The 18,130-nt window shown below is 64.0% G+C and carries 16 protein-coding genes; 10 read left to right on the top strand and 6 right to left on the bottom strand.

Annotated elements, in window-relative coordinates:
* Positions 1–20: 20 nt before the first annotated feature.
* Genes FJ424_RS25260 through FJ424_RS25245 form a run of 4 tightly spaced genes read left to right on the top strand, consistent with a single transcriptional unit; the run spans position 21 to position 6,245 of the window.
* Positions 21–2,375, top strand: coding sequence for a molybdopterin guanine dinucleotide-containing S/N-oxide reductase (locus FJ424_RS25260; RefSeq protein ID WP_140657716.1), 2,355 nt, complete (start codon positions 21–23; stop codon positions 2,373–2,375).
* Positions 2,376–2,387: 12 nt separating this feature from the next.
* The gene (locus tag FJ424_RS25255; RefSeq protein WP_140657718.1) at positions 2,388–3,341 is read left to right on the top strand and encodes an ABC transporter permease; all 954 of its coding nucleotides are present in this window, start codon (positions 2,388–2,390) and stop codon (positions 3,339–3,341) included.
* Positions 3,338–4,219, top strand: coding sequence for an ABC transporter permease (locus FJ424_RS25250; protein ID WP_140657720.1), 882 nt, complete (start codon positions 3,338–3,340; stop codon positions 4,217–4,219). The genes FJ424_RS25255 and FJ424_RS25250 overlap by 4 nt, the downstream gene beginning before the upstream one ends.
* Entirely contained in the window at positions 4,212–6,245 is a 2,034-nt protein-coding gene (locus FJ424_RS25245) for an ABC transporter ATP-binding protein (protein WP_140657722.1), read from the top strand. The genes FJ424_RS25250 and FJ424_RS25245 overlap by 8 nt, the downstream gene beginning before the upstream one ends.
* A gap of 6 nt (positions 6,246–6,251) precedes the next feature.
* Here the strand turns inward: FJ424_RS25245 and FJ424_RS25240 are convergent, their stop codons facing one another.
* Complete coding sequence (locus FJ424_RS25240) at positions 6,252–7,160, bottom strand: LysR family transcriptional regulator (protein ID WP_140657724.1); 909 nt, start codon at positions 7,158–7,160, stop codon at positions 6,252–6,254.
* A gap of 128 nt (positions 7,161–7,288) precedes the next feature.
* Between FJ424_RS25240 and FJ424_RS25235 the strand changes: the two genes are divergently transcribed.
* The 3 genes from FJ424_RS25235 (at position 7,289) to FJ424_RS25225 (ending at position 10,688) form a co-directional block, all read left to right on the top strand.
* Complete coding sequence (locus tag FJ424_RS25235; protein WP_140657726.1) at positions 7,289–8,947, top strand: ABC transporter substrate-binding protein; 1,659 nt, start codon at positions 7,289–7,291, stop codon at positions 8,945–8,947.
* 2 nt (positions 8,948–8,949) lie between these two features.
* Positions 8,950–9,840, top strand: coding sequence for a DUF427 domain-containing protein (locus FJ424_RS25230; protein ID WP_140657728.1), 891 nt, complete (start codon positions 8,950–8,952; stop codon positions 9,838–9,840).
* An 83-nt stretch (positions 9,841–9,923) separates the two neighbouring features.
* Entirely contained in the window at positions 9,924–10,688 is a 765-nt protein-coding gene (locus FJ424_RS25225; protein ID WP_140657730.1) for an SDR family oxidoreductase, read from the top strand.
* A gap of 75 nt (positions 10,689–10,763) precedes the next feature.
* Here the strand turns inward: FJ424_RS25225 and FJ424_RS25220 are convergent, their stop codons facing one another.
* A complete protein-coding gene (locus tag FJ424_RS25220) occupies positions 10,764–12,122 on the bottom strand; it encodes an NAD(P)/FAD-dependent oxidoreductase (RefSeq protein WP_140657732.1) in 1,359 nt (452 codons plus the stop codon).
* A 261-nt stretch (positions 12,123–12,383) separates the two neighbouring features.
* Here FJ424_RS25220 and FJ424_RS25215 point away from each other — a divergent pair, with 261 nt between their 5' ends.
* Complete coding sequence (locus FJ424_RS25215) at positions 12,384–13,106, top strand: XRE family transcriptional regulator (RefSeq protein WP_140657734.1); 723 nt, start codon at positions 12,384–12,386, stop codon at positions 13,104–13,106.
* Between the two features lie 249 nt (positions 13,107–13,355).
* Here FJ424_RS25215 and FJ424_RS25210 read toward each other — a convergent pair whose 3' ends face one another.
* The 4 genes from FJ424_RS25210 to FJ424_RS25195 are packed head-to-tail and all read right to left on the bottom strand — an operon-like array spanning position 13,356 to position 17,140.
* Positions 13,356–14,396, bottom strand: a complete 1,041-nt coding sequence (locus FJ424_RS25210; protein ID WP_140657736.1) for a DUF3445 domain-containing protein — start codon at positions 14,394–14,396, stop codon at positions 13,356–13,358.
* A gap of 9 nt (positions 14,397–14,405) precedes the next feature.
* The gene (locus FJ424_RS25205; RefSeq protein WP_140657739.1) at positions 14,406–15,371 is read right to left on the bottom strand and encodes a PDR/VanB family oxidoreductase; all 966 of its coding nucleotides are present in this window, start codon (positions 15,369–15,371) and stop codon (positions 14,406–14,408) included.
* Positions 15,368–15,964 carry a dimethylamine monooxygenase subunit DmmA family protein gene (locus tag FJ424_RS25200; protein WP_140657741.1) on the bottom strand — a complete coding sequence of 199 codons (597 nt, stop codon included), beginning with the start codon at positions 15,962–15,964 and terminating at the stop codon, positions 15,368–15,370. Before FJ424_RS25200 ends, FJ424_RS25205 begins: the two co-directional genes overlap by 4 nt.
* A gap of 42 nt (positions 15,965–16,006) precedes the next feature.
* Positions 16,007–17,140, bottom strand: coding sequence for an aminomethyltransferase family protein (locus FJ424_RS25195; protein WP_140657743.1), 1,134 nt, complete (start codon positions 17,138–17,140; stop codon positions 16,007–16,009).
* A 284-nt stretch (positions 17,141–17,424) separates the two neighbouring features.
* Between FJ424_RS25195 and FJ424_RS25190 the strand changes: the two genes are divergently transcribed.
* Both FJ424_RS25190 and FJ424_RS25185 read left to right on the top strand, forming a co-directional pair.
* Positions 17,425–17,712, top strand: a complete 288-nt coding sequence (locus FJ424_RS25190; RefSeq protein WP_095768768.1) for a hypothetical protein — start codon at positions 17,425–17,427, stop codon at positions 17,710–17,712.
* Positions 17,713–17,723: 11 nt separating this feature from the next.
* Positions 17,724–18,101 carry a hypothetical protein gene (locus FJ424_RS25185; RefSeq protein ID WP_140657745.1) on the top strand — a complete coding sequence of 126 codons (378 nt, stop codon included), beginning with the start codon at positions 17,724–17,726 and terminating at the stop codon, positions 18,099–18,101.
* Positions 18,102–18,130: the final 29 nt, after the last annotated feature.

The raw sequence follows: 18,130 nt of genomic DNA, 5'->3' as shown, positions 1-18,130 counted from the left end.
GTGGCTGGATGATGCGTCCCATGGGAACCGCAACCCTGCTCACCACCATGCATTGGGGGACGTACGAGATCCGCGCCGAGAACGGCCGGCTCGTCGGCGTCGAGCCGTGGAGCGGCGATCCCGACCCGTCGCCGATTGGCCGATCGATGCTCGGCACGGTGCAAGGCGAGCTGCGCGTCGCCCGCCCGGCCATCAGGCGCGGCTGGCTGGAGGGAGACAGGTCCAGCCCGGCAAGCCGGCGAAGCGACGAGCCCTTCGTGGAAGTGTCTTGGGAAATCGCGCTGGACATCGTGGCGGCTGAGCTGGAGCGCGTTCGCTCGACGCATGGCAACAGCGCGATCTATGCGGGCTCGTATGGATGGGCGAGCGCCGGGCGCTTCCACCATGCGCAGGGCCAGGTCCACCGCTTCCTCAACACGATCGGCGGCTATACCGGCTCGGTGCTGAGTTATTCCTATGGCGCGGCCGAGATGATCCTGCCGCATGTGCTGGGCAGCACCGACGCGCTGACCGGCAACCACACCACCTGGGACGGAATCGAAGAACATGCCAAGCTGATCGTCGCCTTCGGCGGGCTGCCATGGCGCAACACGCAGGTGCAGGGCGGCGGCTCGGCGCGGCACGAGGCGTCGGCGGCCTTGCGCAACGCCGTCGCCAATGGCGCACGGTTGATCAATGTCTCGCCGGTGCGCGACGACGCGCCGCGCGGCATCGACACCGAATGGCTGCCGCTGCGGCCGAACAGCGACACCGCCGTGATGCTGGCGCTTTGCCATGCGCAGATCGGCAAGGGTCTGCACGACGAGGCGTTCATGGAGCGCTACTGCACCGGCTTCCAGACAGTGCGTGCCTATATACTGGGCGAAAGCGACGGCCAGCTGAAGGATCCGGCATGGGCGGCGAAACTCAGCGGCGTCGACGCGGCAACGATCGATGCACTGGCCCAGGAGATGGCCGCCAAGCGCACCATGCTGATGGTCAGCTGGTCGCTGCAGCGCGCCGATCATGGCGAGCAGCCCTATTGGGCGGCGATCACGCTCGCCGCGCTGCTCGGCCAGATCGGACTGCCGGGCGGCGGCATCGGCTTCGGCTATTCGTCGACCAACGGCGCCGGCAGGCCAGAGATGGGATTCCGCTGGCCTTCGGTGCCGCAGGGCAAGAATGCCGTGGCGCATTTCATCCCTGTCGCGCGCATGGCCGACATGCTGCTCAATCCAGGCGGATCGTTCGACTTCAACGGCGCTGCGCTGACCTATCCCGACATCGGGCTCGTCTACTGGGCCGGCGGCAATCCGTTCCACCACCACCAGGATCTCAACCGACTGGTCGAGGCCTGGCGGCGGCCCGAGACGGTGATCGTCAACGAGCAATTCTGGACGGCGACGGCGCGTCATGCCGACATCGTGCTGCCGGTGACGACAGCGCTGGAGCGCAACGACCTCGCCTTCTCGAACCGTGAAAACCTCATCGTCGCCATGAAGCAGGCGATCGAGCCGTTCGAAGAGGCGCGCGACGATTTTGCCATCTTCGCCGATCTGGCAGTGCGGCTCGGCACGAGCGATGCCTTCACCGAAGGGCGCGGCGCCGACGAATGGATCCGGCATCTCTACGGCCAAGCCGTGGAGAATGCCGGCGCGGCCGGTGTGATGATGCCGCCCTTCGACCGGTTCTGGCAGGACGGCCATGCCGAGCTTGCGCGCTCGGTGACGTCGCAGACCTTCCTTGGCGCCTTCCGGGCCGATCCGGAGCGGCATCCCTTGGCGACGCCGTCCGGGCGCATCGAGCTGTTCTCGGCGACGGTCGAGTCGTTCGGCTATGACGACTGCCCCGGCCACGCCGTATGGCGCGAGCCGCGGGAGTGGCTGGGCAATACCGGCCTGGCGGAGAATTTTCCGCTGCATCTCTTGTCGCCGCAGCCGGCCGACAAGCTGCACAGCCAGTACGACCATGGGTCAGTCAGCCGGGCGAACAAGGTCGCGGGCCGCGCGCCGCTGCTGATCAATCGCGAGGACGCGACGGCACGCGGCATCGTGGACGGCGCGGTGGTCAAAGTTTTCAATGATCGCGGATCGTGCCTCGCCGGCGCCGTGCTCACCGACAGTCTGATCCCCGGCGTCGTGCAGTTGCCGACCGGCGCCTGGTTCGATCCGGCCCGGCCGGGCGAGCCGGAGGGCCTCGAAAAGCATGGCAATCCGAATGTGCTGACGCCCGATCGCGGCACGTCGCGGCTTGCGCAATCGCCGACCTGCAATTCGACGCTGGTTCAGGTGTCGCGGTTTACGGGAGCCGTTCCGCCCGTGACAGCCTTCGATCCGCCTGCCACTATAAGCTTGTCCGATGCATCCGGCTCGGCTGGGCGCAAAGGTCTTTCGTAAGGAGACGCTGCCATTCTAGCTTTCCTCGTCCGGCGCCTGGCACTGTCGCTCGTCACGCTGTTCCTGCTCAGCGTCATGGTGTTCCTTGGCGGCCAGGTGCTGCCTGGCAATGTCGGGCGGGCCATTCTGGGGCCGTTCGCCGACCAGCGCGCGGTGGATGCGCTGAACCATTCGCTCGGCGTCGACCGGCCGCTGCTCATCCAATATGGCAGCTGGATCTGGAATTTTCTGCACGGCGACATGGGCACCTCCTATGTCTTCCGCGCGCCGGTGGCGCCGTTCGTCATCGATGCCTTGGGCAATTCGATGAAGCTGGCGCTGGTCGCCTTCGTGCTGGTGGTGCCGATCGGCATCCTCGGCGGGGTGATCGCCGCGCTCAATTTCAACCGGCCGCTCGACCGCATCATCAGCCTCGGCGGCCTGTCGGTCACGGTGCTGCCCGAGTTCGTCACCGGCATCATCCTGATCCTGATCTTCGGGGTGTGGCTGCGCTGGCTGCCGATCGCCGCCGCCTGGCCGAAAGGCGCCGGCTTCTTCACCCAGCTCTACTACCTGATCCTGCCCTCGCTGCCGCTGTTTTTGGTGCTGTTCGGCTATATCGCGCGCATGGCGCGCTCCGGCATGATCGAGGCGCTCGATTCCGACTATACGCGCACCGCGGTTCTCAAGGGCCTGCCGTGGCGCACGGTGATCTGGCGCCATGTGCTGCGCAACGCGCTGTTGCCGACCATCACGGTGATCGCCACCCAGACCGGCTATCTCATCGGCGGCCTGGTCGTGATCGAGACGCTGTTCCGCTATCAGGGCATCGGCTCGCTGATCTTCACCGCCGCGCGCGGCAAGGACTTCCCGATGCTCGAAGCCGGCATCCTCACCATCGGCATCGTCTATGCGGTGGCGACCTTGATCGCCGACTTCCTCTATTCCGTGCTCAATCCGCGCATCCGGCTGGGAGCAGAGCAATGAGCGCGACAGATACACCTGTCAGCCTGCCGGCGCCCGATACCGCACAGCGCAGCCCTTGGGGCGAAGTGCTGCATTCGCTCTCCAGGTCCGGCACCTTCCTGACCGGGCTTTTCATCCTTTTGTTCTGGGTTGTCTGCGCGCTGTTCGGCCAGCACTTCGTCCCCTACGACCCGCTGGCAAGCGACATCATCAACGCGCTGACGCCGCCGGCGGCCGATCACTGGTTCGGCACCGACCAGCTCGGCCGCGACGTGTTCTCGCGCGTCATCGTCGGCTCGCGCGACATCCTGACGGTAGCGCCGCTGGCCACCATCCTTGCGACCATCGCCGGCACCGCGCTCGGCCTCGTCATCGGCTATTTCCGCGGCATCGTCGACGACATCGTCAGCCGCGTGCTCGAAGCCTTCATGGCGATCCCGGTGGTGATCATCGCGCTGCTCGCCATCGTCGCGCTCGGCACCTCGAAGATCACCGTCATCGTCGTCATCGGCCTGAGCTTCGCGCCGATCATCGCCCGCACCGTGCGCTCGGCGGTGCTGGCCGAACGCGAGCTCGACTATGTGGCCGCGGCAAAGCTGCGCCACGAGGGCGCGCTGCACACCATGTTCGTCGAGATCCTGCCCAACGTCATCCCGCCGATCCTGGTCGAGACGACGGTGCGGCTGGGCTACGCCATCTTCGCGGTGGCCACGCTTTCCTTCATGGGCTTCGGCATCCAGCCGCCCTCGCCCGACTGGGGCCTGTCGATTTCCTCCAATTACGGCATGATCGGCGGCGGCTTCTGGTGGACGGTGCTGTTCGATGCCCTGGCCATCGCCTCGCTGGTGATCGGCGTCAACCTGGTGGCCGACGGCGTGCATGGAGCGTTCAATGACTGAGCCTAGCCAAGCCGCCAACGCGCTCGAGCTGAAGGACCTCTCGGTCGCCTATCGCGTCGGCCGCCGCAACCGGGCGGTGCTGCGCAACGTCAACCTGACCATCGGGGCCGGCGAAGCCTACGGGCTGGTCGGTGAATCCGGCTGCGGCAAATCCACCGTGGCACTTTCGGTGGTGCGCTATCTGCCGCGCAACGGCTCCATCACCGGCGGCTCGATCGCGCTCGACGGCAAGGATGTGATGAAGCTCGACGCGGAAGCGCTCAGGCGCGCCCGCGCGGACAGCGTGTCGATGGTCTACCAGGATCCCGGCAAGGCGCTGAACCCGTCGCTGCGCATCGGCCGCCAGCTAACCGAGATTTTCGAGCTTACCGGCGTCACCGGACAGGCGGCGCAAGACAAGGCGCTCGCCATGCTGAACCGGGTGCGCATCTCCGATCCGGCCAGCGTCATGCAGCGCTATCCGCATCAGCTTTCCGGCGGCATGCAGCAGCGCGTGGCGATCGCCATGGCCTTGGCCAACGACCCCTCGATGCTGATCCTCGACGAGCCGACGACGGGCCTTGACGCCACGGTCGAAGCGGAAGTGCTCGACCTGATCGGGCAGTTGCGGCGCGAGCTGTCGGCCTCGATCCTGTTCATCAGCCACAACCTCGCCGTTGTCTCCAACATGTGCGACCGCGTCGGCGTGCTCTATGCCGGCATGCTGGTCGAGGAAGGCTCGACCAAGGACGTCTTCAACGATCCGCGGCATCCTTACACGGTGGCGCTGTTGCGCTGCCTGCCGCGCGGCGGCCAGCGCAAGGACCAGGGCCGGCTCGACACCATTCCGGGCTTCCTACCCGGCATCGGCGCCACCATCACCGGCTGCGCCTTCGCCGACCGCTGCGCTTTGGCCACCGAACGCTGCCGCGCCGAGCCGCCGCCGCTCTACGAGCTCGGCGATGGCCGCCTGTCGCGCTGCCACTATCACGACAAGGCGCAGTCGCTGCCGCGCGCCACGCCCGCCGAGATCGCTGCCGTCCCGCCGAAGCAGGCGCCGCCGGTGCTGCAGGTCGAGGGGCTGAACAAGACCTATGCCAGCCACGGCCGCCCGCTGCGGGCGGTGAAGGACGTCTCGGTCAGCCTGAGCCCCGGCGAGACTCTTGGCCTGGTCGGCGAATCCGGCAGCGGCAAGACCACCTTCGCGCGGCTCCTGCTCGGCCTCGTCGCACCGGACGACGGCGGCTCGATCGAGCTCGAGGGCAAGCAGTTGGCGCCGCGGCTCGCCAGCCGCTCGGAAGACCAGGTCAAGGCAGTGCAGATCGTCTTCCAGAATCCGGACTCGGCGCTCAACCGCTCGCATTCGATCCGGCATATATTGAGCCGAGCCCTGAAGCGGCTGGGCGGGCTCAGCGGCAAGACGCTGGATACACGCCTGGAAGAGCTCGTCCGCTCGGTGCGGCTCACCGACCGGCATCTCGCGGTCAAGCCGCGCCAGTTGTCGGGCGGGCTGAAGCAGCGCGTGGCGATCGCGCGCGCCTTCGCCGGCGATCCGCGTATCGTCGTGTGCGACGAGCCGACCTCGGCGCTCGACGTCTCGGTGCAGGCGGCGATCCTCAACCTTCTGGCCGACCTGCAGTCGAGGCAGGATGTCAGCTATATCTTCATCTCGCACGACCTTGGCGTGGTGCGCTATCTCTCCGACAAGATCGCAGTGCTCTATCTTGGCCGCATCATGGAGTTCGGGCCGTCGGAGGCGGTGTTTTCCGGCCCGCACCATCCCTACACCGAAGCGCTGCTGTCGGCGGTTCCAAAACTCGACCGCACCGAGAGCTCGCGCATCCGTCTCGACGGCGAAATCCCAAGTGCGGCCAACCCGCCGACGGGCTGCGTCTTCCACACGCGCTGCCCACGTAAGATCGGCGCCATCTGCGAGACGCAGGAACCTGACCTCACCGAGGCCCAGCCAGGCCACACGATCCGCTGCCATATCCCCTACGCGGAATTGGCACGGCTGCAGAGGTCGAAGACCGTGGAGACGGCCTGACGGCAATCAGGGCACCGGCGCATCCGCCATACTGAGGGCGCGATCGCCCTCGGCAAAGCCGCTTGCGTCCGACCAATCCCTTACCAGCATGCGGAGGCCTTTCAGCGCAATGTCGAGAGCATCGGACGATGCCGGATTGGCGGGATAGGCAAGATAGATCGGTCGCTGGAACACCGGCGTGCCCTTCACGCGCTTCAGCTCGCCGCGCTCGATATGCGAGCTGACCGCGCTGAGCGGCAAGTAAGCGGCCGCCTTCTGCGACAGGACGTGCTGCAGGCCGATGAACACCAGCCCGGCCGAGATCGCCGGCTTCACCATCCCGGCAAAGGCACGGTCGTGCTCGATACGGAACTCCAGCCCCCAGTCCATCAGGATGTAGTTGTCGGTCCACGATCCTGGCTGCTCGGCGTGCTGGACGAGAACCACCTGGTCGACGGCCAAGGTCTCATAGACGATGCCCGGATGCGGCTTCGGCAGATAGAGGATGCAGATGTCGAGCAAGCCCTCGGCGATCTGGTCGACCGCCAGATCCGGGAAACTGCCTTCCAGCCTGAGCGCCACATTCGGCCGCTTCGCGCGCATCCAGGCGATCCAGGGCGAAGTGATGCTGTCCCAGAGGTAGGCGGGCGCGGTCAGCCTCAGCAATGTCTCGTAGCCATCGGGAACGGCGATGTCCTGGCGCGATTGCTCCCAGGTGCGGGTGATCGTCGAGGCATGCGGCAGGAACTGCCGGCCGGCCGGCGACAGCGTGACGCCGTCACTATCGCGAACGAACAGCTTGCGACCCAACTGTTCCTCGAGGCCGCGAATGCGCGCGCTGACGGTGGACTGGGCGAGGTTCAGCCGATGAGCGGCGACGGTGAAGCTGCCATGCGCCGCGACCTCCAGGAAACTGCGCAGATTCTCAGTGTCCATGGTTCCTCGCCTTTCAGTGTACCGCCATCGAAAATTCCGATGGCTCCAATCAAAAAATATCGCTTTCCGGTCGCGGTCAACAGTGGCCTAAATGCCAAAGCCCCCCGCGACAAACAAGGAATGCCGCTATGCCGAAGCATTTCAGGACGATCGATGCCGCTCGCAATACCCTCGGCGCAATCGAAAATTCCGCTATCGACGAATTGCTCGCAGGCAGGATCGACCGGCGCGAATTCCTGCGCCATGGCAGCGTGCTCGGCCTGTCGCTGCCTTTCCTCGGCGGCATCGCTTCGGCGATCGGCCTCGGCGCTCCGCAAGCGCGCGCCGAAGGCAAGCCAGGCGGCACGGTGCGCGCCGGCGTCGCGGTGCCGGGCGGCGCCATCGATCCCGTCACCTTCTATGACAGCGGCAGCTATCAGCTGGTTTTCCAGACGGCCGAGTTCCTGTGCGTGACGCAGCCCGACCTGACGCTGAAGCCGGTGCTGGCCGAAAGCTGGTCGCCCAACGCCGATGGCAGCGTGTGGACCTTCAAGCTGCGCAAGGGCGTGAAATTCCACAATGGCGAGGCTTTTAAAGCCGACGACGTCGTGGCGACCTTCGATCGCCTTGCCGACCCGAACGGCACGTCCAACGCTCTGTCGGTGTTCAAGGGCCTGCTGTCGAAGGGCGGCACGCGCAAGGTCGACGACCACACGGTCGAATTCCATCTCGACGCGCCGAACGGCAGCTTCCCCTATTCGGTGTCGATCGACAATTACAACGCCGTCATCCTGCCGGCGAGCTACAAGGGCGACTACGAGAAGACCTTCGAAGGCACCGGTCCGTTCCGGCTCGAAAGCTACACGCCGAAGGTCGGCGCGAATTTCGTGCGCAATCCCGACTATTGGGGCGAGAAAGCGCTGCCTGACCGGCTCGAGTTCAAATTCTACGGCGACGTGCAGCCGCGCATCCTGGCGCTGCAGGCGGGCGAGGTCGACGTTCTCGACGCGATCCCGCTCGACGTCAGCCAGGTGGTGCTGGGCAATCCCGACATCACCGTGCTGCGCGTCGCCTCGACCGCGCATCGCCAGCTCCACATGCGCTGCGACATGGCGCCCTTCACCGACAAGCGCGTGCGCCAGGCGCTGGCCTTGTGCATTGACCGCTCCCAACTGGTCGACGGACTCTGCCGCGGCATGGCCGCGACCGGCAATGACAGCCCGTTCGCGCCGGCCTTCCCGGTCACCGACAAGTCGGTGCCGCAGCGTACGCAGGACATCGCCAAGGCCAAGCAACTGATGGAAGCGGCGGGGCTCGCCAACGGCTTCGACATGACGCTGACGACGCTGCGCTATTCCGACATTCCCGGCTACGCGCAACTGTTCCAGAACTTCGCCAAGGAGATCGGCGCCCGCATCCCGCTCAACATCGAGGATCAGGACAAATATTACGGCAAGGCGGTGTTCGGCCAGTCGGACTGGCTGGACAGCCCGCTCGGCATCACCGACTACGCGCACCGCAGCGTGCCGAACGTCTTCCTGAAGAGCCCGTTGGTCAGCGACGGTCCGTGGAACGCGGCGCATTTCAAGAACGCGACCTATGACGGCATGGTCGCCAGCTATTTGAAGGCGCTCGACCTCGACTCCCAGCGCAAGGCCGCTTCCGACATCCAGAAGCTGCTGCTGGACGAGACGCCTGTGATCTTCAGCTATTTCCCGGACCTTCTGGTGCCGGTGCGCAAGAATGTCAGCGGCCTGCCGCCGATCGCCGCCGGCCTGCTGCTCGATCGCGTATCGGTGGCGTCATGACCATGGCTGCGCGAAAGAACCCGGCGGCAAACGACGAGAAGAGGACGACGACCATTCGCAAGCCCCATCTGCGCGGCCGCGGGCCGCATTTCCCGGTGCTCGACAACATCGTGCAGTACGAGTTCGAACCGGGCTATGTCGCCTTCACCATGCCCTCGCCCAAACGGATCAGGGTGCAGATCGGGCCGATGATCGTCGCCGATACCACCAAGGCGCTGGTGTTCCAGGAGAGCGACCATCTGCCCGTATACTACTTCCCGATGAGCGACATGCGGGAAGAGTTCCTGCTGCCGAGCCGGACGACGACCGAAGACCCGTTCAAGGGTGTCGCCACGCATTATTCGCTGAACACCGGCATCACGCTGGTCGAGGACGGCGCCTGGCGCTACCTCGACCCCGTCAAGGGCTGTCCGCCGATCGCCGACTACATCTCTTTCTACTGGCCGAAGATGACCCACTGGTATGAAGAGGACGAAGAGATCTTCGTGCACGCCCGCGATCCGTTCCGCCGCGTCGACTGCCTGCCTTCATCGCGGCGCGTGCAGGTGATCCTCGACGGCGAGCAGGTGGCCGATTCGCGGCGCGGCGTGTTCCTGTTCGAGACCGGCCATCCGGTGCGGCATTATCTGCCGATCTCGGACACGCGGCTCGATATGTTTTCGCCCAGCCGCTACATCTCGCGCTGCCCCTACAAGGGCATCTCCAACTATTACCATGTGACGACGCCGAAGAAGCGACACGAGAATCTGGTCTGGCATTATCCAGAGCCGGTGCACGAGGCCGAGCGGATCAAGGGCCTGGTCTGCTTCCACCATGAGCTGGTCGACAAGATCCTGGTCGACGGCGTCGAGATCCCGAAGGAAGCGACGGCGGCATCGGACGGCTATTTCTGAACCGCGAGGCGGCCCGCCCACAGGACCGCTTGATCGGGGCATAATTCAGCGCATACCTTCCCTTCGGTCAGGGAGGGCTAACAATGGATCTCTTCAAGCTGAGTGGTGACGTCGCGCTGGTCACCGGCGCAGGCAGCGGAATCGGCCAGGCTATCGCGATCGGGCTGGCCGAAGCAGGCGCCGACGTCGCTTGTTTCGGCCATGCGTCCAAGGGCGGGCTTGAAGAGACCGCTCACAGAATCACAGCACTTGGCCGCAAAGCGCTGGCGCTGACCGGCACGGTTACCTCCGACAGCGACCTCGCGACGGCGATCGATCGCGTTGAGGCTGAACTCGGCGCGCTGACCGTCGCCGTCAACAATGCCGGCATCGCCGGCTCCGACCCTGCCGAGACATTGTCGCTGGAGACGTGGCGCAAGATTCACGATGTCAACGTGGCGGGCGCGTTCTTGTCCTGCCAAGCTGAAGCGCGCAAGATGCTGACGCGGCAAAGAGGCTCCATCATCAACATCGCCTCGATGTCGGGCACCATCGTCAACCGGGGGCTGACACAGGCGCATTACAATTCCTCCAAGGCCGCCGTCATCCACATGTCGAAGAGCCTCGCCATGGAGTGGGCCGATCGCGGCCTGCGCGTCAATGTCATCAGCCCCGGCTACACGTTGACGCCGATGAACAAACGGCCCGAGGTGGCGGAAGAAGTGAAGGTTTTCAAACGCGACACGCCCATGGGTCGCATGGCGGCGCCGGAGGAAATGGTTGGACCGACCGTGTTCCTGGCCAGCCGCGCGTCCAGCTTCGTGACCGGCCTCGACCTGATCGTCGATGGCGGCTACGTCTGCTGGTAGATCGTGTGGGGTGTCCCGAGAGACACCCCACACATTTTGATTTCACATCGGGAGCGTTGGCGTGAGCGCGCCGTCCTACTCGGCCGCGACCCCTTTCACCTCGAGATAGCTCTCCATGGAATCGTCCAACGCCTGCAGCCAGGGCGTATGATGGACCGGCGCCATGGTGCCGGTCATCAGCGAGCGGTAGGCATTGTCGCGGAAGGTCATGATATTTTCCATCTTGTGGTGCTCCCACTCCATGAAGGTGCGGTTGACCGCCTCGACGTCGAAGCCCGGATAGTCGGTCTGGTCCATCAGTTCCTTGGTGTAGTCGCCCTGGAACCAGATCATCTGCTCGGCATCCTCGAGCGTCTCTTCGCGCGCGCGCCACTTGGCGCCGTGCTCGGCCATCGCCTGGGCCGACGGCAGCTTGATGCGGCCCATGATGACGTCGCGTGCGTACCAGGCCTGCGCGTCGAACATGTTGAAGGTGTAGAACTGGTCCTGCATGCCGATGTAGAAAAGCTTCGGGTTCTTCTCCCAGACGACGCCTTCGTAGAGATCGAGCGGCCACATGCGGTTGGCGGTCTTGAGCTTGAGGTCGTCGGTCAGGAACGGGAAGGAATGCAGGTAGCCGGTGCACAGGATGATGGCGTCGACATCCTTGGTGGTGCCGTCCTTGAAATGCGCGGTCTTGCCGACGACCTTCTGCAGCAGCGGCACTTCCTTCCAGTTCTCCGGCCATTTGAAGCCCATCGGCTTGGAGCGGTAGCTGGAGGTGATCGATTTGGCGCCGTATTTGTAGCATTGCGAACCGATATCCTCGGCCGAGTAGGAACGCCCGATGATGAGGATGTCCTTGCCCTTGAACTCCATGGCGTCGCGGAAGTCGTGGCTGTGCAGGATGCGGCCGTTGAAGGTCAGGAAGCCTTCGAAGAACGGCACGTTGGGTACCGAGAAATGGCCTGAGGCGACGACGACGTTGTCGAACTCTTCAGAGTAGGTCACATCGTTGCTGCGGTCATGCGCGGTGACGGTGAATTTCTTGGTGTCGTCCGAATAGGTCACCATGCGCACCGGGCTGTTGAAGCGCACCCAGTCGCGCAGGCCCGATTTCTCGACGCGGCCCTTGATGTAATCCCACAGTACGGCGCGCGGCGGATAGGAGGCGATCGGCCGGCCGAAGTGCTCCTCGAACGTGTAGTCGGCGAATTCGAGGCATTCCTTCGGGCCGTTCGACCACAGATAGCGATACATCGAGCCATGCACCGGATCGCCATGCTCGTCGAGGCCGGTGCGCCAGGTGTAGTTCCACAGGCCGCCCCAGTCGCTCTGCTTTTCGAAACAGACGATTTCCGGGATCTCGGCACCCTTGTCGGCAGCCGACTTGAAGGCCCTTAGTTGCGCCAGACCGGACGGTCCGGCGCCGATGACGGCAACACGAGATTTCATTGCGGGCCTCCTCTTTTTTGATTTCCCCAGCGAAACAAATTTCACTCACAGTGACAGTAATTGGGTCTTCGGTGCTGTCAACAAACATCTGCGGCAACGACGTTTGCGTGAAACGGTTTTTGTGCGCAAAAGCCGTGGCGTTCGCGTTCCAGCCATCGGTCCCCTGCGACACTCGTCGGCTTGCAGTCGCGGTTGCGCTCTTGTATCGCCACCGCATATGTTCACCTTGAGTGAAATAAATCCGCGAGAGTCGGGGGCGACATGGCGAACAAGAATTCCGGCACCAGGTCCACCGATGCGGCAGCGAAGGGCAAGGCGCCGTCGAAGCGCGTTTCGGCGGACGGGCGCACGATCCGCACGCCGCTGACGCAGAATCCGCACGCCATCCGCGACACGCGCGAAAAAGTGCTGGAAGTGGCGATCGGCCATGAGGTTCGCGCGTTCCGCAAGAAGCTCGGCATCACCGTCGCCGATCTCGCCACGGCAACAGACATTTCGCTCGGCATGCTGTCGAAGATCGAGAACGGCATCACCTCGCCATCGCTGACGACATTGCAGGCGCTGTCGCGGGCACTGGGCGTTCCGGTGACCGCCTTCTTCCGCCGTTTCGAGGAAGAGCACAGCGCCGTCTTCGTCAAGGCCGGCGAAGGCGTCGACGTGGAGCGGCGCGGCACGCGCGCCGGCCACCAGTATAATCTGCTCGGCCACATCGGCGCCAACACAAGCGGCGTCGTCGTCGAGCCCTATCTCATCACGCTCACCGAGAATTCGGACGTGTTCCCGACCTTCCAGCATGCCGGCATGGAATTCCTCTACATGCTCGAGGGCGAAGTCGTTTACCGGCACGGCAACAATCTCTATCCGATGAAGCCGGGCGACAGCCTGTTCTTCGACGCCGACGCGCCGCACGGACCGGAAGAGCTGACGCAGCTTCCGATGCGGTATCTGTCGATCATCTGCTATCCGCAGAACAGGGCGGGGTGATTGGCTGATCTCGCCCTTACCGCGCTCGTCATTCTAGGGCGAAGCAAGGAGCGAAGCGACGCGCGCAGACCCTAGAATCCATGCCGCGACGCTAAAGCGTTGCAACGGTTACGGAATTCCGCGCACTTGCACCCTACACCCGAGGTCACGGCATGAATACTCGGGTCAAGCCCGAGTATGACGACGTCATGGGGGTTTCGGCCAATCTCCGACGTCGGCGCCGGGGCGCCCAAGGCGGAGATCAGCGGTTCAATCCGGCCCGAATCCCGGTGACGTCGGGCTGCCGTCGTCGAGCTTCGAGAGCCACTCGACCAGCGTCGACCTGTACCGCGTCAGGCCCTTGTAGGTGGCGAGCTCTTCCGGCAGGTCGCGGATGACGCGGTGCAGGCGGCGCGCCCATTTCGGCTGCGTCACCAGCTCGTCCATCTTGATCAGGTAGCAGCGGATCGGGAAGACGATGCCGTTGGAGCGCGGCAGACGCCAGAAGCTCTGCAATTCGACGCGCAGATGCACCTTGTCGCCGACATTCTCGGGCGTGACGGTGGCGCGGTCCGGACCCCATTTGTGATAATTCTCAGGGCTGGTGTCGAGGCGCGGATTGATGGTCATCGTCCAGTTGAGGCGCCTGGCCGGCTTGCCCTGCTGGATGTTGGTGAGGAATTTCAGCGCGCGGGTGAAGATGCCCTTCTCATGCGCCAACGGCACGGGAGCGTGCCATTCGAAGAAATTCATGCCGATGTCGAAGTCGAGCGACCAGTCGGCCTGGGTGGTGACCATGCCGGCATCCATCCACAGATTGCCGTCGCGCTGGTCGAGGATGCAGAAATCGCCCTGGCTCTGGCGGGTGATGTACTCCATCGGCCCGTAGGACAGTGTCGAGGTGTCGCCGAAGGTGAAGGTGTCGTCGATGCCGAGGGGACGGTTGATCCAGCGCCAGCGGTCGCCGTTTCGCTCCAGTGTGAAATGCTCGGGATATCCCAGCGCCTGCTGCTCCATCAGAAGCTCGAGCAGGTCCCAGCCGGCCAGCGTCATGTGCGGCAGCGACTGGCAGCGCAGCGGATCCTCGGCCAGCACCAGCGCGCGGTCCTGCATCTCGGCGACATAGTGCTCGTCGACGTCGATCAGGTTTTCGAGCACGCTGCCCTTCGGCCCGACGACATGCGGCTCGATGTTGACCGCATACATGTAGGCATCTTCGTTGAACGGGAACGGAAAGCGCCTGATGTGCTCCGGGCTGTTCTTGAAGGTGAAGTCGTCGCGAAAAGTTTCCTTGCGAAAGGTGATACCCATTGACGCCTCCTATCTTTCCAGGACCAGCGACTTGCCCTCGAAGCGCGAGACGCAAGGCATGATCTTGCAGCCGGAACGGTGATCTTCCGCGCTCAGCCAGTGATCGTTGTGGATGAACTTGCCGTCGGAAGAGATCACATTGGTCTCGCATTGGCCGCAGACGCCGCCGCGGCACAGGTAGGGCGGGTCGACGCCGGCTGCCTCTATGGCTTCGAGCAGGCTCTGCTGCTCGCCGACACGGATCGTCTTGCCGCTGACGGCCAAGGTCACGTCGAACGGCGCGCCGGGCTGCGGGGCCGCGAAATGCTCGAAATGCACGGTCTCCGGCGGCCAGCCGAGGCTTGCCGCGCGATCGCGCACCCAGTTGATCATGCCGGCTGGGCCGCAGACATAGAGATGCGTGCCGAGCGGCTGCGAGGACAAGAGCCGCTCGATATCGATGCGCTCCTCGCGGTCGTCGTGATAGAGCCTGACCCGGTTGCCGTAGCGCTCTCGGAGCACATCGGCATAGGTGCCGAGCGAGGCGGTGCGGCAGGTGTAGTGCAATTCGAAATTGCCGCCGTCCCCTGCCAGTTGCGCGGTCTGCGCCATGAAGGGCGTGATGCCGATGCCGCCAGCCAGCATCAGGTGTTTTTTTGCTCTCAGATCGAGCGAGAACAGGTTCACGGGATAGCTTATCACCATCTCCAGGCCAGGCTTGACGGACCTATGCATGAACAGCGAGCCGCCGCGGCCGACATCGTCGCGCCGGATGGAAATGGTGTATTCGCGCGTGTCGAGCGGCGAGCCCATCAGCGAATAGGGATTGAGCCTGGTGCGGTCGCCGTCGCGCATCTCGACCACGACATGGGCGCCGCCGGAAAAGGTCGGCAGCAGCTCGCCGTCGCGGCGGCGGAAATGGAAGCGGGTGACGAGATCGTTGACGGGAACGACGTCGCTGACGACGACGTCGAGCTTGGTGGTGCCGGTGCTCATGGGAAGGCCTCCTCCATCGGAGGAATCTCGGAGCGATCCTCGGCGTTGATGCACACGCCCTGGAAGGCGGCGAGGCGCCGCGAATAGTGATCGCGCACCAGAAGCAGCAGGCCGCAATGCGAACAAGTGGCCGGCTGCGTGGTCACATTCTCGGTGATGCCCTTGCAGTGCACGCACTGCATGCGCCGCGCCAGCGAGCCGCGATGCTCGGTCTCAATCGAGGTGTGGTCGATGCCGGCTTCGAGCGCGGCCTGCATGGCCTGGCCGATCAGGCCCTCGGTGCCGGCCAGATAGAGACGCAGCCCCATATGGGCGTTGGTCAGCGTCTGCCTGAGCCGCGGCAGGAGGCTGGCGAAGGACGGCGGCAGATGGAGCTGAGCCGGCTTCAGCGCCTCAAGCGCCGAGATGTGCTTGCCCTCGGGGTCGGGAATAAAGACGATCTCGGCGCCGTCGAAGAAGCCGGGCGGAGCCTTGCCGGCCATGTCCGTTATCGCCAGCGCGCCTTCGGCGTCGGCGATGAAAAGATGATGCTTGCCGGGCTGCGGAGAGAGCGTTCCGTAAATGGGCCGGCTGATGATCGTCTTGGCTGCCATTCTTTCCTTCGTGCCTCGAAATCCCTCCCGCTTGATGATGCCTCAGCCCTTGGCGGTCCGCTTGGTCTTTTTCGGATCGTCGAACGGCAAGGGCTGCGCCGTCGCCTTGATCGAGCCGCTCTTGTTGCGGATCTCGAGCTTGGTGTCCTTGACTGCGCAGTCGACATCGAGGCGCGCGATGCCCATCGATTTCTCGACCAGCGGCGAATACATGGCGCAAGTGACCACGCCGACCTTTTTGCCGTCGCGGTAGACGGGTGCGCCTTCGTCGGCCGGCTCCTTGCCGTCGAGCAGGACGCCGTAGATCTTGAAGCGCTCCTTGCCCTTCAGCCTGTAGTGTTCCTCGGCACCGCGGAAGCCAGTCTTGCCGGGGCTGACGGTGAAGTCGAGGCCGAGTTCCCACAGCGTGTCGCCGGGGCCTTCGTTCTCGAACGGATACTTTTGGGAATTATCGTAGGGGTAGAAGAGCAGGTAGCTCTCGACGCGCAGCATGTCGAGCGTGGTGAAGCGGCACGGAATGATGCCGGCGTTCTCGCCCTCCTCGAGGATCCTATCCCAGATCGTGCCGGCATCCTGGCCGCGGCAGAAGATCTCGTAGCCGCGCTCGCCGGTGTAGCCGGTGCGCGAGATCATCACCGGAAAACCGAAGAGCTGCGTGTGCATATGATGGAAGTAGTTGAGATCGCGGATGCCGGGCACGTGCCTGGCAAGATAGTCGACGGCGGTCGGTCCCTGCAGCGACAGGTCATGCAGATTGTCGTCGAAGCGCAGCGAAACATCGCGGCCCGTCGCCGCCCGCTGCAGTTCCTCGTGGCCGGTGCCGGAGCCGTGCACGACCATCCACGAGTTCGGGCTGATGCGATAGAGGATGCAGTCGTCCGTGAATTTTCCAGCTTCGTTCAGCATGCAGGCATAGGCCGACTTGCCGGGATAGATCTTTTCGACGTCGCGCGTCGTGGCGAGGTCGATGAGATGCGAAGCGTGCGGCCCGGTGATGTGGACCTTCTTAAGGCCGGAGACGTCCATGAGCCCGGCCTTGGTGCGGATCGCGACATATTCCGCGTCGGCATCCTTGTCGTAAGTCCAGGCGGTGCCCATGCCGCTCCAGTCCTCGAGTTTCGAGCCGAGCGCGCGATGGCGATCCGCCAGGGTCGAGAATCTCCAGGATGCCGTCATCCGATCGTCCTCCGTGCGATTTAAGTCGTTGCCGTTCCCTGCTCCTGCTTGGTGGCGGAGCTTGGTCGAATATTGACCGCAAACGGCGAAGCCCTGCAATCCCCTTGAAGCAAATAATTTCATTGTCAGGCAAATTTCTTGACCTGAACAAACCGTTTACGATGCGTAAATCCGGCTTGACAATTTCGGGAATCGAGCGGAATTTATGAAAAAAATTTCACTCTGTTGAAAGAGTGGACGCCCGGTCGGTTGCGTGGCCGGACGTCGCCAGAAGGGGAAAACCGATGTCCGACATGCAGCAGCGCATCGAAGCGCTGTACCGTTCCGACGTGCGTGGGTCCGTGCTCCTGATCGTGTGCCTGTGGGCAACGATCCTCTTCGTCCTCCTGATGACATGGCCATACATTCCGCACAGCGGCATCAAGCTCGTGGTGGCGGTTGCAGCCGCCGCGGTGCTGATCTTCAACACCGCCGCGATCCTCGCCATGCTCAACCACTACAAGGAAGACAAGGACTTCATCTACGGGCTCGACATCAAGAACGCCGACGCCGCCCGCAACCGTCAATCGTGAAGGGAGAAACCATGGCCCGCTATATCCCGCCGGAGCAAAGCAAAGCCGGACAGGTCTTCGACATCGCGGTCGTGGTGGTCGCAATCTTCGTGGCGCTCTGGCTGCCGCTGAAACTCGGGTTTGCCGGGGCGGCGAAGTCGATCGACGCGCTTGACGCCAAGACCTGGGACGCGCTCGGCCAGAACGCGACCATGGCCTCGATCTGGGAGAAGCTGGGCTACACGCCCGAGACGGCGCACGACATCATCCAGAACCGCTTCCATTACATCATCGATTGGCCGACGCTGATCATCATGGCGATCGTGCTGATCGCCTATTTCGTCTTCCTGTTCCGCGCCTCCGACAAGGAATATCGCGAGGTCATCAACGAGAAGTTCGACGACAAGTAAACTTCGACGACAAAGAGACTTTCGACGAC

Source organism: Mesorhizobium sp. B3-1-8, from assembly GCF_006439495.1.
In the GTDB taxonomy this organism is placed as follows: Bacteria; Pseudomonadota; Alphaproteobacteria; order Rhizobiales; family Rhizobiaceae; genus Mesorhizobium.
This window is presented reverse-complemented; position numbering and strand designations above follow the sequence as displayed.

Coding starts and splice junctions, on each gene's coding strand:
- FJ424_RS25260 (WP_140657716.1), top strand. CDS start 21: ATGGGAACCGCAACCCTGCTCACCACCATGCATTGGGGGACGTACGAG.
- FJ424_RS25250 (WP_140657720.1), top strand. CDS start 3,338: ATGAGCGCGACAGATACACCTGTCAGCCTGCCGGCGCCCGATACCGCA.
- FJ424_RS25245 (WP_140657722.1), top strand. CDS start 4,212: ATGACTGAGCCTAGCCAAGCCGCCAACGCGCTCGAGCTGAAGGACCTC.
- FJ424_RS25240 (WP_140657724.1), bottom strand. CDS start 7,160: ATGGACACTGAGAATCTGCGCAGTTTCCTGGAGGTCGCGGCGCATGGC.
- FJ424_RS25235 (WP_140657726.1), top strand. CDS start 7,289: ATGCCGAAGCATTTCAGGACGATCGATGCCGCTCGCAATACCCTCGGC.
- FJ424_RS25230 (WP_140657728.1), top strand. CDS start 8,950: ATGGCTGCGCGAAAGAACCCGGCGGCAAACGACGAGAAGAGGACGACG.
- FJ424_RS25225 (WP_140657730.1), top strand. CDS start 9,924: ATGGATCTCTTCAAGCTGAGTGGTGACGTCGCGCTGGTCACCGGCGCA.
- FJ424_RS25220 (WP_140657732.1), bottom strand. CDS start 12,122: ATGAAATCTCGTGTTGCCGTCATCGGCGCCGGACCGTCCGGTCTGGCG.
- FJ424_RS25215 (WP_140657734.1), top strand. CDS start 12,384: ATGGCGAACAAGAATTCCGGCACCAGGTCCACCGATGCGGCAGCGAAG.
- FJ424_RS25210 (WP_140657736.1), bottom strand. CDS start 14,396: ATGGGTATCACCTTTCGCAAGGAAACTTTTCGCGACGACTTCACCTTC.
- FJ424_RS25205 (WP_140657739.1), bottom strand. CDS start 15,371: ATGAGCACCGGCACCACCAAGCTCGACGTCGTCGTCAGCGACGTCGTT.
- FJ424_RS25200 (WP_140657741.1), bottom strand. CDS start 15,964: ATGGCAGCCAAGACGATCATCAGCCGGCCCATTTACGGAACGCTCTCT.
- FJ424_RS25195 (WP_140657743.1), bottom strand. CDS start 17,140: ATGACGGCATCCTGGAGATTCTCGACCCTGGCGGATCGCCATCGCGCG.
- FJ424_RS25190 (WP_095768768.1), top strand. CDS start 17,425: ATGTCCGACATGCAGCAGCGCATCGAAGCGCTGTACCGTTCCGACGTG.
- FJ424_RS25185 (WP_140657745.1), top strand. CDS start 17,724: ATGGCCCGCTATATCCCGCCGGAGCAAAGCAAAGCCGGACAGGTCTTC.